This window comes from uncultured Porphyromonas sp., assembly GCF_905372525.1.
Taxonomy (GTDB): Bacteria; Bacteroidota; Bacteroidia; order Bacteroidales; family Porphyromonadaceae; genus Porphyromonas.
Genome location: NZ_CAJPPN010000014.1, coordinates 35,791 through 50,581 on the forward strand (window position 1 = coordinate 35,791; position 14,791 = coordinate 50,581).

The 14,791-nt window shown below is 57.1% G+C and carries 13 protein-coding genes; 6 read left to right on the forward strand and 7 right to left on the reverse strand.

What is annotated here, in order from left to right; translation table 11 throughout:
* Positions 1–3 precede the first annotated feature (3 nt).
* The 5 genes from QZ170_RS04080 to QZ170_RS04100 all read right to left on the reverse strand — a co-directional run bounded on the left by QZ170_RS04080 (position 4) and on the right by QZ170_RS04100 (position 4,698).
* Positions 4–1,047: an efflux RND transporter periplasmic adaptor subunit gene (locus QZ170_RS04080; RefSeq protein ID WP_297177521.1), complete on the reverse strand. Its 1,044-nt coding sequence runs from the start codon at positions 1,045–1,047 to the stop codon at positions 4–6.
* Between the two features lie 33 nt (positions 1,048–1,080).
* A complete protein-coding gene (locus QZ170_RS04085; protein WP_297177524.1) occupies positions 1,081–2,502 on the reverse strand; it encodes a TolC family protein in 1,422 nt (473 codons plus the stop codon).
* Positions 2,503–2,772: 270 nt separating this feature from the next.
* Positions 2,773–2,925 carry a hypothetical protein gene (locus tag QZ170_RS04090; RefSeq protein WP_297177527.1) on the reverse strand — a complete coding sequence of 51 codons (153 nt, stop codon included), beginning with the start codon at positions 2,923–2,925 and terminating at the stop codon, positions 2,773–2,775.
* 206 nt (positions 2,926–3,131) lie between these two features.
* Complete coding sequence (locus tag QZ170_RS04095) at positions 3,132–3,803, reverse strand: peptidylprolyl isomerase (RefSeq protein ID WP_297177530.1); 672 nt, start codon at positions 3,801–3,803, stop codon at positions 3,132–3,134.
* 25 nt (positions 3,804–3,828) lie between these two features.
* Positions 3,829–4,698 (reverse strand): YitT family protein, encoded by an 870-nt coding sequence (locus QZ170_RS04100; protein ID WP_297177533.1) that lies wholly within the window; start codon positions 4,696–4,698, stop codon positions 3,829–3,831.
* A gap of 643 nt (positions 4,699–5,341) precedes the next feature.
* On the opposite strand from QZ170_RS04100, the gene QZ170_RS04105 reads away from it, so the two are divergent.
* The 6 genes from QZ170_RS04105 (at position 5,342) to rplI (ending at position 10,397) form a co-directional block, all read left to right on the forward strand.
* Entirely contained in the window at positions 5,342–6,277 is a 936-nt protein-coding gene (locus QZ170_RS04105; RefSeq protein WP_297177535.1) for an amidinotransferase, read from the forward strand.
* 133 nt (positions 6,278–6,410) lie between these two features.
* On the forward strand, positions 6,411–7,004 hold the full coding sequence (locus tag QZ170_RS04110; protein ID WP_297177537.1) for a 7-carboxy-7-deazaguanine synthase QueE: 594 nt from the start codon (positions 6,411–6,413) through the stop codon (positions 7,002–7,004).
* 5 nt (positions 7,005–7,009) lie between these two features.
* Positions 7,010–9,055 (forward strand): OmpA family protein, encoded by a 2,046-nt coding sequence (locus QZ170_RS04115; protein WP_297177539.1) that lies wholly within the window; start codon positions 7,010–7,012, stop codon positions 9,053–9,055.
* Positions 9,056–9,189: 134 nt separating this feature from the next.
* Entirely contained in the window at positions 9,190–9,519 is a 330-nt protein-coding gene (gene rpsF / locus QZ170_RS04120; protein ID WP_297177541.1) for a 30S ribosomal protein S6, read from the forward strand.
* Between the two features lie 25 nt (positions 9,520–9,544).
* Positions 9,545–9,814, forward strand: coding sequence for a 30S ribosomal protein S18 (gene rpsR / locus QZ170_RS04125; RefSeq protein ID WP_297177543.1), 270 nt, complete (start codon positions 9,545–9,547; stop codon positions 9,812–9,814).
* Positions 9,815–9,869: 55 nt separating this feature from the next.
* Entirely contained in the window at positions 9,870–10,397 is a 528-nt protein-coding gene (rplI, locus tag QZ170_RS04130) for a 50S ribosomal protein L9 (RefSeq protein WP_297177545.1), read from the forward strand.
* A 251-nt stretch (positions 10,398–10,648) separates the two neighbouring features.
* Here rplI and tpx read toward each other — a convergent pair whose 3' ends face one another.
* Together tpx and mfd are read right to left on the reverse strand one after the other, a co-directional pair.
* Entirely contained in the window at positions 10,649–11,152 is a 504-nt protein-coding gene (tpx, locus tag QZ170_RS04135) for a thiol peroxidase (protein WP_297177548.1), read from the reverse strand.
* 155 nt (positions 11,153–11,307) lie between these two features.
* Complete coding sequence (gene mfd / locus QZ170_RS04140; protein WP_297177551.1) at positions 11,308–14,706, reverse strand: transcription-repair coupling factor; 3,399 nt, start codon at positions 14,704–14,706, stop codon at positions 11,308–11,310.
* Positions 14,707–14,791: the final 85 nt, after the last annotated feature.

Here is a 14,791-nt window from a genome sequence, read left to right on the forward strand (position 1 = left end):
GGATTACTTTGTCGTCTTCTGTGGCTGTACGGCCTGACCATTCTTCAGGGTGCTGGGAGCAGAGATGATCACCTGGTCTCCTGCCTGTAGTCCCTTGAGGACCTCATAGTGGTCGCCCTGCTGGTCGCCCAGCTCTACGACCTGATAGACAGCCTTGCCATCACGATAGACATAGACATAGCGCTCGCCACTACCGACCTGGCGTACGACGGCCTTATCGGGCACAGAGAGGACGTCCCTGGAGCCGAAGTCGATGTGTACACGAGCATACATACCTGGGCGAAGCGAAGCATCTCTATTAGGCACCTCGATCTCTGTAGCTATGGTATGTGTCGTTGGGTCTAGGGTAGGATAGACGTTGGAGATCGTGCCCGAGAATTCCTTTCCCTCCAGGGCATCGACACGTAGGGTCACGGGTATGCGCTCCTTCAGTAGGGAGTAGTACTTCTCGGAGACGTTCACCATAGCCTTTACGGGGGCGATCTGCTGGATGACGACGACGGGGAGCTGGGGGGAGGTCATATCTCCGTTGTCGTAGTTCTTGGCGGTGACGACACCACTGATCGGGCTACGTAGGGTGGTATTCTCTGCTACATTATTATAGGCCAGACGAGCCTGCTCAAGAGCACTCTTGGCATTGTCCCACTGAGCCTTGGAGACGCCACCGACCTTGTAGAGCTCGTCCATACGGTCGAAGTTGGTCTTAGCATCCGTGAGCTGGATCTGCGCTTGGCTGGCCTGCGTGGCCTCCATACGAGCGATCACCTGCCCCTGCCCGACGCGGTCGCCGACCTTGACGAGGAGCTGCTTGAGCCGACCGCCCGACTGGGCCGTGATGTTGTTCGTCACCTTGGCCTCTAACTGGGCGGTGAACTCCTGCATGAGTCTCAGGGGCTGTACCTGCACCACGGCGAGCTCTACGGTGCGGGTACTATCTTGTACTGCCTCCCCACTCTCGGCACTTGCGCCCCCAGAGGAGCAGCTGGCAGCTGATAGGAGCGCCAGCGTGGAGAGCGAGAGCAGGAGATATTTCTTATTCTTTGTCATCTCTATAGGGTTTATTCTACGTTGTATGCGGGATTACTTGGTACTATGGGATATGCCCTGTAGCTCATCGAGGGTATAGAGGGCGACCATGTAGTTGTAGATCGCTTGGCTATAATTAAGGCGAGCCTGCAGGAGAGCCATATCGGCATCGTTGAGCTCGAGGATCGTCCCCTCACCCGTCTTGTAGCGGACCTGAGCGATCTGGTAGCCCTTCTCTGCACTGGCGACGGCTTCGCGGGCAGCGACGAACTGCTCGATGGCATTGGTCTGTGCACTGAGGCTATTCATAGCGCTGAGGTGTAGCTGACGCTCGGCATCTACACGCTGCAGCTGGAGCTGCTGTAGCTGGGTACGGGTAGCATGGACATCGTTCTGTCGGGAGAAGCCATTGAAGAGGGGGACACTCAGCGAGAGGGCGATCGTGGAGAAGGGCGACCAACGCTTGGAGTTGTCCAGCTTGAGCTTGTCCGCAGAGAAGTTGTACATATAGTTGAAGCTCAGCGAGAGGGTGGGCATGAAGGCCATCTTCTTGACGCGTAGAGCGGCGTCGAGCTGCTTACCCTGTAGGTCTAGGGTACGGAGCTGGCTATTCTCCGCTAGCGATACGGAGCCCATACGCTCGGGCAGGGCACTAGCGACACGTCCCTGGTAGTCACCGAGGCTCTCGGTGATCTCGATGGGGACGGTGGGCTCTAGGGCAAGGAGCACCTTGAGCTTAGCCTCGGAGAGGCGGATGGCCTCACGTGCCTGTACGAGGTTCGGTAGGATATTCTTCACCTGAGCATCCATGCGGATCTTGTCGTACTCCGCTACGACACCCTGCTGCCACTTGGCTACGATCTGGTCGTAGTTCGTCTTAGCGTTGTTGTAGTTACTCTGTAGGACACGCTCTGACTCCCTAGCCAGCAGTATGCCCATATAGGCCTTGCGCACCTCAGCCTCGAGGGCGATCTTGGAGCTACGAGCCTTCTCCTCGGCGAGAGCTACAGCCTGCTTGTCTAGCTCGAGACTCGCCCAGAGCTGTGGAGCGATGATGGGCATCCCTGCCACGATCCCGCCCTGTAGAGCATGCTTCTCTCCCATCTCAATCCCATCTGCAGGGAACATCCCCGCCATGGGCGAAGAGGGGTCATCCCCTCCGAAGTAGACCCTTTGCTTCTTGAGCATATAGGTGTACGAGCCAGAGAGATTGACATTGGGGTATAGCCCTCCGATGGTCTTCTTCTGCTCGTACCGTGCTTGGTCCACTGCGAGCCCCGAGGTCTTCACCTGAGCACTCTGCTCGAGGGCGAGCCGTACGGCCTCGTCGATCGAGAGGCGCAGCGGCTTCACCTCCTCGCCACTAGGCTGAGACGCCGAGGTAGGTGTTTGCCCCAGAGCAGACCGAGGAGAGAGGAGGAGGCTGAGCAGGAGCATTCCTCCGAGGAGACAATTAGTCCTATTCTTCTTTTCCATTCTATGTTACGTAATGTGCTCTAATATTTCTAGCGATCAGGCACCACACTATCCTCCTTACTAAGAAGAGAGCCACCCTGTATAACCTCGTTTGAGAGAGAGCTATAGAGGGGGAAAGAGCGAGCATGACCCAATTAGTGTACTGACCGCGACTGCAAAGATACGTCAATAACCATCAGAGAATACTTCAGAAACACCTCATAAATGTTCGATTTCGGAACAAACGCCGTGCGAAATACGAACACCTTGTCTTACTCCCCTAGGCTCCTTCTATGGGGTGATGGAGGTCTTCCTACCCTTGCGTCCACGAGAGGATCGGATGAGAGTCGTATCCCCCACTCCTAGCGATATGTCCTGATGTGGGTGGTACTGTGCACGCAGATAGCCCTCGGCATCTACATTGCCACAGCTCCGTAGAGCCATACACCGAGCCCTCCTTAGATCTCCGTCACTAGTCCCCGACGAGGAGGGATATACACCTTCATCTCCCCCCCACCCGTCCGTCCTCAGCCCTAGATGATCGAGAGGAGCGGAAGGTGATCGGGCGATAGCCCCCCTCCCATATACATACATATTGCCCGAGCTGTCAGAGGACAACTCGGGCAATATGTATGTATATGGGAGGGGGGCTACTTCTTCTTAGGTGTATAGCGTCTCATGGACTTGATGATGATATTCTTCAGCGGGCGATCGTTGTCATCGGTATCTACCCGCTGGATCTTATCGATCGTCCCCCAGCCGTCGAGGAGCCTGCCGAAGACGGTATAGGTGCCATCGAGGTGTGGAGCTCCGCCCTCGAACATATACTGCTTCTTCTGCTCATCGGTGTACTGCCAGCTACGTCCCTGAGCCTTCTCCTTGAGGTCATACTCGGTGAAGTACTTGCCCGTGACGATGTAGAACTGACAGCTGGAGGAGCGCATCTCGGGATTGACATCATCGGGCTGGCGTGCAGCAGCCACTGCCCCACGTACATGGACATAGAGCTCGGGGTGAAACTCCCCCGGTAGAGTGGTCTCGGTAGAGTCCTCGGGGAGCTCGAGCTTGCGATCAAGGCCTCGGGTCTTGAGGTGCCCCGTCTGTACCATGAAGTCCTTGATGACCCGATGGAACTGTACCCCCACATAGGCGCCCTCATCGACGAGACGCAGGAAGTTGTCCCGATGGATCGGGGTCTCGTTATAGAGCTCTATGATGAAGGGGCCTTTGCTCGTCTCGACAAGGACCTGAGGACGCTCTTGCCCACATAGCTTCGGCAGTGGGAGGACAAGCAGAGCGAGTAGGAAGAGTATACGCTTCATAATCTCTCGGGATAGATAGGTGGGACTAGAGGAGGATAGGAGTGGTGTCGTTGGTAGCGTCTGCCGTCGTGATGAAGGCGCGGGGGTCTAGCTCTAGGACGAGCTTCTTCAGGGGCTGGAGGTTCTTGCGCTGTATGATGATGAAGAGCACCTCACGCTCAGCCCCGGTGTACATCCCCCGACCATGCAGGAACGTCCCCCTGACTCCCATACGTCCCACGAGCACATCACGTAGCTCCTCGGCCTTGTCCGAGATGATGAAGATAGACTTGTGGGGGTTCTGAGGCTGGAGCGCCTCCACGACCTTGCTATAGATGAAGATAGCGATCCAGGAATAGAGGGGCACACGCCAGTCCTCGAAGACCCAGAGGCCCAGGAGGACGACGATGGAGTCAATGAGCATGATGAGCGTACTGACCTTGGTATTGAAGGTACGAGAGAGCACCCGAGCCAGGGTATCCGTCCCCGCACAAGTACTCTGCGCTCGGAAGATCATCCAGACACTCACCCCTAGGATCGCTCCCCCATAGAAGCTGCAGAGGATCGCATCCTCGACCAGTGGCTTCCCAGCGAACCAGTCGTCGATGAGGTCTGAGAAGAGGGCCACGAGGATGAAGGTCACCACCGTCTTGATAGCCGACATCCGCCCCAGCCCGTGCATAGCGAGCAGGAAGAGGGGGATATTGAAGAAGAGTGCGATCGTCCCCAGCCCAGTCTCCACGTGCAAGAGCTGGCGTAGGAGCTCTCGGATAACGAGTGCCAAGCCATATACTCCCCCAGGACTGATATGTGCAGGGGCGAGGAAGAGGCTATAGCCCGTGGCTAGGAGGAACGAGCCGAGGAGGATAAGAGCGGCATCGATGAAGAGCTGCCGATCAAGCTTGATGGACTCCATGTAGGTTTCTATTGTTATGTAGTACGATATGATACGTGCCACAAAGATAAGGGCTATTGGGCAAAGGTCAGCGTACACGGGCGAAGAGGGTACCTTATACCCGGAGGATAGCTCGGCCTAATCCTCGGTATGCCTAGGCATTAGCCCCTAGGACTATGCCTGCGAAGGCTCTCTACGGGCAGTCAGCAAGAGCTCCACAGGGGACATACCTAGAGCGCTGCAGTGTACACGCTTGTACACTACAGTATACACGCGGGTATACAAGAGTGTACACACGTGTATACTCTCCCCTCCCAGATAGTGGGTGTAGGATGGGTACACCTACCCCCTAGGACACAGATATTTCTGTCGGGATATATACTCCTCGGGAGCCTCGTACTTGACCGCTGGTGACCTTAGGGAAGTCCCTGCCCCAAGCACCGTCTCCACCCCCCTCCCCTACCCCGTCCAGCGAGCTCCCAGCCTAGAGCGAGCCCTCACGGGGGCGATACTCTGCCAGACTCCCCTACCACAGAGGTACCACACGAGAGGGATATTCGATCAAACAGACAACGTTTCTTCCAAAAACAAAGAACTTTACGTATATTTGCGGTACACCACCCTCTTGACCGCCCAATGGGGGTGAGCAATACAGTAAGCAATTATGGAAGCTATCATCCCACACGTCACCAACGAGACCGATCAGCTGCAGGTCGTGGTACTCGGACTGCCCCAGAGTCTCGGAGACGTACCTAAGCTCTCCGAGACCTATGATGCCAAGAGCTATGAGGCTGTCAGCCGGGGGATCTATCCCCGTGAGAGCGATGTCATCCGCGAGATGAATGTAGTCCTCTCCATCCTCCAGCGCTATGGGGTGGAGGTGCTACGCCCGACACCCTTGGAGAACTACAACCAGATCTTCGCCCGAGACGTAGGCTTCACGATCGATGACACCTTCTTTATCTCCAATCTCATCCCCGATCGAGCCCTAGAGACAGACGCCTTCGCCACCTCTATCCTACCCCGTATCGCCGAGGGACACATAGAGCACCTACCCGAGCAGGTACATACCGAGGGCGGGGACATCCTCCTCTACGATGATTTACTCTTCGTGGGCACCTATCTGGGGGATGACTACCCCGACCTGAAGACCGCCCGCACGAACCGCTACGCCATCGACTTCCTACGGGAGCGGTTCCCCCGCAAGCGTGTCATCCCACTAGAGCTGAGGAAGCACGACCACGACCCGCACCGCTCCGTCCTGCACCTAGACTGTGCCTTCCAGCCAGTCTCCCGGGGACGGGCTCTGATCTACAAGGAGGGCTTCCTACACAAGCAGGACATAGGCCTGCTGGAGGAGATCTTTGGGCACGACAACCTCTTCTCCGTGACCCCCGAGGAGGCGTACTATATGAATACGAATATCTTTTCCCTCGGGCCTGATGCCCTCATCAGCGACCAGCACTTCATCCGCCTCAACCAACACCTACGCTCGGCTTGGGGGATGACCGTCGAGGAGGCGCCCTATCAGGAGATCTCCAAGATGGGAGGACTACTGCGCTGCTCTACCATGCCTCTGGTACGTAGAGCGAAGGGGTAGAGCCCTACAGATGCTCCCTACGACACCCTCACAGCACGGCCACCAGACACTCCTGGGGTCGTGCTGTGGGGGTGTCTGCCTATGTATCGGTAGCGTAGCTGTATCTTTGCAGGTGTAAACGAAGAGAAAAAGGATGCTAGTAAATGAGATATTCTATAGCCTGCAGGGCGAGGGACTGAATATGGGGAGAGCCTCTATATTCATCCGTCTGAGCAAGTGCAACCTCAGCTGTAGCTTCTGCGACACCGAGTACGAGAGTGGCTCAGAGATGAGCCTAGAGGAGCTGCGGGATCATATCGCTCAGTGGCCCTGCCGACGGATCATCTGGACGGGAGGCGAGCCAACCCTACAGCTAACCGATGAGGTCGTCGCCTACTTCAAAGCTCTGGGCTATCATCAGTCTATCGAGACCAACGGTACCCGCCGCCCTCCCCATGGGCTGGACTACATCACCTGCAGCCCGAAGAAGGAGGCTATGCGCCTACTGCACCGCAACTTCCCCGACGGTGTGGGAGAGTTTCGCTTCCCCATAGGTCAGGACATAGACCTCCCCCCGAGTATCGAGGAGCTCCCACCAGCCGAAGCCTACCTCCTCAGCCCTATCTTCGTGGGGAGGGATCAGGGCGAAGTCGATCCCACCGCTGTAGCCCTCTGCGTAGACTATATCCTCCAGCATCCTGAGTGGCGACTCAGCCTACAGGTACACAAGCTCATCCACATCCCCTAGAGCCCATGCACCGCACACGTATCATCCCCTTGCTCCTCCTTGGGTGGGCACTCATGGTCACTAGCTGTAGCCCTCGCCTAGAGCGGGAGGCTGAGCACGCTGAGCGACGAGGGGAGTACCATCGTGCAGCAGAGCTCTACCGAAGACTCTACACCAAGACACCAGCTAAGCAGGCGAGTGAGCGGGCACGCCTTGCCTTTCGTGCCGGGGAGAACGCTCGTCGTACCCGAGCCTTTGCCTCTGCCCACACGAGCTACCTCGCAGCCCTGCGTCACCACTACCCTGATAGTCTTCTGCTCCTACGTCTCAGTGAGACTTCGCTGGGGGTGGGTGCCCCCGAACAAGCCAGAGCCTTCGCTCTACGCTACCTTAGCCATGACTCCACGAGTAGGGAGGTTCGTCGTATACTGGAGAGCGCAAGCCTCGCCCTCAGCCACCCCCCAAGCACCGCAGCGCACTCTATATATAAGGTAGAGCGAGCAGGCCACCTCTCCTCCACCCGTAGCGACTACGGCATTGCCTATTCGCCCGAGGGGAAGACAGTCTATCTGACGAGCACCCGCCCCCTCGGGGGATCCCCCAAGAGCTCAAGCCCGATCACCGGGGAGGGGCTAGGTCGGATCTACGTCCTGAGACAAGGAGCGAACGGGATCTGGGAGCGACGACTAGATACCCTTGCTGGCCTTGGGCATCCCCAGGCTGACCTCGGGACTCCCACCCTTAGCCCCGACGGTCGTACGATGTACCTCACCCTAGCAGAGCAGGGAGGAGAAGGAGTACACACGGCTAGGATCTACCGATCCACACTAGGGATGGAGGGACGATGGAGTGAGGCCGAGCCCGTCGAGCTCCTCTCGGACAGCACGGTACTCGTGGCACACCCCTCGCTTAGCCCCTCGGGACGAGTGCTCTTCTTCGTCTCTGACCTCACCTCAGGCAAGGGAGGTAAGGATCTCTACCGAGTAGAGCTAGTAGATGGCATCCCAGGGGCTCTCTACAACCTAGGAGCAGAGGTCAATACCCCCAGCGACGAACTCTACCCATACGCCGTCTCAGACAGCCTACTCTACTTCGCCTCCGATGGGCATGTAGGGCTTGGGGGACTTGATATATATCGGGCACAGCTCCTGCCGAGTGGTCGCTATGAGGTCACACACCTCCCCGCCCCGATCAATAGCCCCGCAGATGACTATGGCCTAGCCCCCGCCCCTCGGGTCAGCGAACTTGATCCTACGGGTAGACTGCTGGAGGTAGGCTTCCTAGCCTCGTCCCGTGATGACCAGCGTGGTCGCCCTCACCTCTATCGCTTCGAGCGAGCACGGATAGAGACCCTCATCGAGGGGCTTGTCCTAGACCGAGAGGGCTACCCGATCCCAGGAGCTACCCTTCGTCTAGTGGGCAATACCGCCGAGGATCAGATACGTGCCGTCACGACCGATACCGAGGGGAGCTATAGACTAGGTGCCTCCGCCGACATCGACTACGTGATGCTCGCCTCTGCCCCCGGTTACCTCAATCAGTACGTGCGCCTGCACACCGACCCATCAGACAGCAGTGAGGTCTACACCGTGGACTTCTACCTGACGAGTCGTGAGACTACGGAGCAGCTACGTGAGCTCTACTACGCCTTCGACTCTGCCGAGATCCTCCCCGAGAGTACCCCCGCACTCGAGGTCTTACTGAGGCTACTAGAGGATAACCCCGAGGTGGTGATCGAGCTGACCGCCCATGCCGATCGTATCGGGTCGGATAACTACAACACCGCACTCTCGGAGCGACGCGCACGCGCTGTCCTCTCCTACCTCACAGCCCGAGGCATCGCAGAGGGGCGACTGCGCTCACGAGGCTATGGGAAGAGTCATCCCTTCGTGGTGACTCGGCGAGTGGCAGAGGAGCATCCCTTCCTAGAGGTAGGACAAGCTCTTGACGAAGGCTTCATCGCCACCCTTCCCGAGGAGCAACAAGCCGTATGTGATGCCCTCAACCGTCGCACCGAGCTACGTGTCCTGCCTGCCCGTGAGCCCTCGGGGGATGAGGGCATGGGGATATAGCCATAGTACGCTCCCCGGCACTCCCGTGATAGTAGCTGTATCGTGAATGATCACAGCTAGATACATTTGGAGTGATAGAGATATTTACGTACCTTTGCGCCCGATAATTTTAACTCTCATAATAGTAACGAGAAATGAATAACTACGAAACCGTTTTCATTCTTACTCCCGATTTATCTGAAGCTCAGGTAAAGGAAGCGGTCGCAAAGTTCGTTGATGTACTCAAGGGCGAAGGCGCTGAGATCGTGAACGAAGAGAACTGGGGGCTCAAGAAGCTCGCCTACCCCATCGCCAAGAAGTCTACGGGCTACTATCAGTTCCTAGAGTTCCAGGCTCAGCCTGAGACGATCGCTACGCTAGAGACGCAGTTCCGTCGCGACGAGAATGTCCTTCGATTCCTGACCTTCCGTCAGGACAAGTTCGCTCACGCATACGCTGAGAAGAGAAGAAGCCGTAAGGCATAACCCACCCAAAGACAAGGCAAAGAAAATGGCTGCATCAACAGAAGTACGCTACCTTACCCCCCTTACGGTAGATAGCAAGAAGAAGAAGTACTGCCGCTTCAAGAAGAGCGGTATCAAGTATATCGACTACAAGGATCCCGAGTTCCTCAAGCGTTTCCTTAACGAACAGGGCAAGATCCTCCCACGTCGCATCACCGGCACCAGCCTCAAGTTCCAGCGCCGTGTAGCTCAGGCCGTCAAGCGTGCTCGTCACCTGGCTCTGCTACCCTACGTAACGGACAACATGGCTAAGTAAGGCACCGCCCCTTACACGAATAAGTAAAGAATAAACCCAGAGGAGACAGAATACAATGGAAGTTATTTTGAAAGAAGACGTAGTCGGTCTCGGCTACAAGGACGATATCGTCACGGTAAAGAACGGCTACGGTCGCAACTTTCTAATCCCCACAGGCAAGGCTATCATCGCTACTGAAGCAGCGAAGAAGATCCTAGCTGAAAACCTTCGCCAGCGTGCTCACAAGATCGCCGCTATCAAGAAGGAGGCTGAGGAACGCTCAAAGAAGTACGAAGGTGTACGCCTCTCCATCACAACTCATACCAACGTAGCTACGGGTAGCCTCTATGGCTCCGTAACCGCTGCTGAGATCGCTGAGGAGCTCGCTAAGCTAGGTCTAGAGACCGAGCGTAAGCTGATCTTCATCAAGACGATCAAGGAGATCGGTAACTACACCGCTACGGTACGTCTGCACAAGGAGGTAGCTATCGAGATCCCCGTAGAGGTGCTCTCTGATGCTCCTAAGGCAGAGAAGAAGGCTGAGGAGCCTAAGGCTGAAGAAGCTCCCGCAGCACCTGCTGAGGAAGTAGCCGAAGAGGCCTAAGCTCAACAACGACTAAGCGCATGCGCCCTAGGATCTCGTCCGAGATCCTAGGGCGCATTCCTTTCTCCCCATCACACTCCTCTCTCTCGGGATACCGTACGCTCGGGAGACAGTAAGGGTGGAGTATAGCGATAACAAGCCAAGGGGGGGCTAGGCCATGTGGCCTAGCCCCCCTTGGCTTTTCCTAGCCCCTACTGTAGAGTGACGCACAGTGTAGAGCTAGGCGTCTGTAGGAGCTGTGGTAGGCGAGCTTACTTCAGCACAGCGAGAGCGGCCTCGTAGTTAGGCTCATGCGTGAGCTCGGGGACGAGCTCGGTGTAGAGCACCTTCCCATGCTCATCGATGACGATGACGGCACGAGCGAGCAGGCCATAGAGAGGACCATCCTCCTGAAGGAGACCATAGCCATCGGTGAAGCAGTTGCAGCGGAAGGTAGACAGAGGGATGACCTTGTCCAGCCCCTCAGCCCCACAGAAGCGTGCCTGTGCGAAGGGGAGGTCCTTAGAGATGCAGAGTACGACGGTGTTGTCTAGCTTGGAAGCCTCGGCGTTGAAGCGACGTACGCTAGCAGCACATACCCCCGTGTCTACGCTGGGGAATACATTGAGGACGACACGCTTGCCACGGTAGTCCTCTAGGTGTACATCGGTGAGGTCAGTCTTGGTACCCTTGAAGTTTGGGGCCTGTGTCCCTACGGCAGGGAGGTTACCATTGAGCTTTACGGTGAGGCTGTTCTTGAATGTTACGGTTGCCATTGTTTTATTACGATTAGGAGCCACTTTGAATCGTTGGCTCGGGTGAGTAGAGGGTGCTCTGCGCTGAGCGACTAGCGAAGTCGGGATCAGGAGCAGAGACAGTAAGAGAACAAGGCTCGCTCGGGTGTGGTTCGATAGCTTCATTGTTTTACGGGTTAGTTATTTGCCTCTGGCTTCCTCCGCCCCAGCACGTCCTCTAGGACGGCGATAGCAGAGGCGACAGAGGCGACATTATGAATACGGATGATATGACGATCGGCTCGCTGGACGAACTCGCAGCTACGGCTATTACGTGCGACGTACTCCAGTAGCCTACCGAAGGTATCGGAAGAATAGTAGGCACTCGTCGTATCGGCGATGAGGTGTAGGCTCATAGAGCCCGCCTTGAGGACGACCTTCTCGATCCCGAGGTGGTGACCTAGGCGGCGAAGGCGGGGGATAAGGATAAGGGCACGAGCCGAGGGGGGGAGCTTACCAAAGCGGTCCTCCATACGCTCTCTGAAGGCCTCTAGCTCCCGATCCTCGCTGAGCCCATCGAGCTCTCGGTAGAGCAGAATACGCTCTGCATCCTGAGGGACATAGTCCACTGGGAAGGAAAGCTCCAGATCGCTCTCCACCTGGGTCTCCACTACGAAGCGATCGGCCAGCTCCTCCCCGCCCTCCTGGCGATCATCGGTGGCATAGACGTGGGCGAACTCTCCGGCCTTGAGCTCCTGTATCGCTTCGGTAAAGACCTTCTGATAGGTCTCATAGCCCATATCGGTAATGAAGCCACTCTGCTCTGCACCGAGCACATTGCCCGCTCCTCGCTGGTCTAGGTCCTGCAGGGCGATCCGAATTCCACTACCTAGCTCGCTGAAGCTCTCTATGGCCACGAGTCGTCTGCGGGACTCCTCGGAGACCGTGTCCAGGGGGGGAGCGAGTAGGTAGCAGAAGGCCTTGCGGTCACTTCGCCCTACCCGACCACGTAGCTGATGGAGTTCACTGAGTCCATAGTGATGGGCATCGTGGATGATGATGGTATTGGCATTGGGGACGTCGATACCATTCTCTATGATCTTGGTCGCTACGAGGACGTCATACTCATGGTTCCCGAAGTCGATCAAGATCTGCTCCATTTCCTTCGGAGCGAGACGCCCGTGTGCCACGGCGATACGGGCATCAGGCACCTCTCTCTGGATGAGTGCAGCTAGGTTCTCTATATTACTAATACGGCTATTGACGCAGTACACCTGCCCATTGCGGCTCATCTCGAAGCCGATCGCCTCACGCAGTACCGAGGGAATAGCCTGCGTGAGGATCGTCTCCACGGGACGACGATTAGCTGGAGGTGTATTGAGGTTCGATAGATCCCGAGCCCCCATGAGTGAGAACTGCAGGGTACGTGGTATCGGAGTGGCACTCATCGCAAGGGTATCGACATTGACCTGGAGCTGACGAAGCTTCTCCTTGGTCGCCACCCCAAACTTCTGCTCCTCGTCTATAATGAGTAGCCCTAGGTCGTGGAAGGCGACATCCTTGCTCGTCAGGCGGTGTGTCCCGATGATGATATCGATCTTCCCCTCACGGAGGTCACGTAGTATCTCCCTGAGCTCCTTAGTCGTGCGTGCTCGGGAGATATAGTCTACTCGGACGGGGAAGTCTCTTAGACGCTTGGAGAAGGTGCGGTAGTGCTGATAGGCCAGTACGGTCGTGGGGACAAGGAGGGCAACCTGCTTGCCATCGGTAGCAGCCTTGAAGGCAGCACGGACGGCGATCTCGGTCTTCCCGAAGCCTACGTCACCGCAGAGCAAGCGGTCCATAGGATAGGGGCGTTCCATATCGGCCTTTACTGCCGCTGTGGCCACAGCCTGGTCGGGTGTATCTTCGAAGGCAAACGAGGCCTCTAGTTCGTGCTGTAGGTAGCTGTCGGGGCTGAAGGCAAAGCCCTCACTCTCCCGACGCTGGGCATAGAGGCGGATCAGGTCTCGGGCGATGTCCTTGATCCGCTTCTTCGTACGGTCCTTGATCCGCTGCCAGGCTCCCGAGCCTACGGCACTCAGGGTTACCTCGGTCTGCTCCCCTCCCGTGCGGTAGTGGGAGAGCTTGTGTAGGCTATGGAGATTGACATAGATGGAGTCGTTATTGCGGTAGATGAGCTTGACGAACTCCTGAGTACGTCCCTGCTGCTCCATCGTCACCAGCCCATCGAAGCGTCCGATACCATGGTCTGCGTGTACGACGAGATCTCCCCGCTGGAAGCTCTGCAGCTCCTTGAGCGAGAGGGTCACCTTACCCGCCGTCGCCTTATCACTACGTAGGCTGTACTTGTGATAGCGGTCGAAGAGCTCATGCTCCGTGAGCAAGACCCACCTATTATCCTCGTCCACGAAGCCCTCATGGAGGGTCAGTGACGTACGCTGGGGCATCAACGCTTCGGGAAGGCGCCCGCTGAGGATGTCGGTCACTCGCTCATAGGCCGTGTCAGACCCTGCAGAGAGCCAGACGCTGTAGCCACCACTCTGCCACGAGCGGATCTGCTCACATAGGGCATCATAGTCCTTGTGGAAGAGGGGCTGAGCTGTGGTGTGAAAGACGAGGTCGGCATCTGTGCTATCGGCCACGAGCTCATACTGCGGTAGTGCAGCGAGCTCGGCGAGCAGGCTCTGGGGCTCCACTAAGGCTCGGCGTAGTGCCTCTAGGTCAGCAAAGCCCTCCCCATCCTGTAGGATCGGAGCCTCATCCCAGGTAGCCTCTAGGCGAGGCAGGAGGGCATTACGTCCCTCGAGCGCTAGCTGCGTCCCCTCTGGCAGGAGGGAGAGGAGCGAAGCCCGCCCGCCCTCACTGCGAGCTAGGTCGGGACTCAATACCAGCTCCTGAAGGGTCTCTACTGACAGCTGGCTATCGACCTCAAATCGACGAAGGCTCTCCACCTCATCGTCAAAGAAGTCTAGGCGATAGGGGAGCTCGGAGGTAAAGGAATAGATATCGAAGATACTCCCTCGGATAGCGAACTGACCAGGCTCGTAGACGTAGTCCATACGCTCGAAGCCCCAGGAGAGGAGCTTGTCTCGCAGTTCGTCTCGATCTAGGAGCTCTCCCCGCTGGATGATGAAGGTATCCTCTGCCTGAGCCTCATCCCGAGGGACACTCTCGATCAAGGCCTCGGGATAGGTCACGATGATAGGTAGGCGAGACTGACCTCGCTTGGCATCACTATATAAGCTACCCAGCACCATAGAGCGGAGGAGGGTACTAGCCTCATCCCGATGTCCATAGCGGATAGCACGGCGGTAAGCGGAGGGGAAGAAGAGGACTGCATCACTCCCCAGCAGTCCCTCTAGGTCGGCATACAGATAGCCTGCTCGCTCCTCATCCCTCATCAGCACGATGAGGGGAGCCGCATGCCTGAGACGAGCGAGCACAAGCGAGCGAGCAGAGCCTGCTAGGCCAGAGAGACGCATCCGCTTCCTCTCTGAGAGGGGATGCTCTAGCTGGGCTGCATGCTCATAGGATCCGTAGAGTAAGGGGGGAAGGAAGGCACCTTCCTTCGTAGGTAAATCAACCTGTTTCACACTACGAAGATACGCCATCTGACGTAAATTACTCTCCCCATCTTAGCTCTATCCGAGCCTCATCTCCCCCACCCCATCCCCCGAC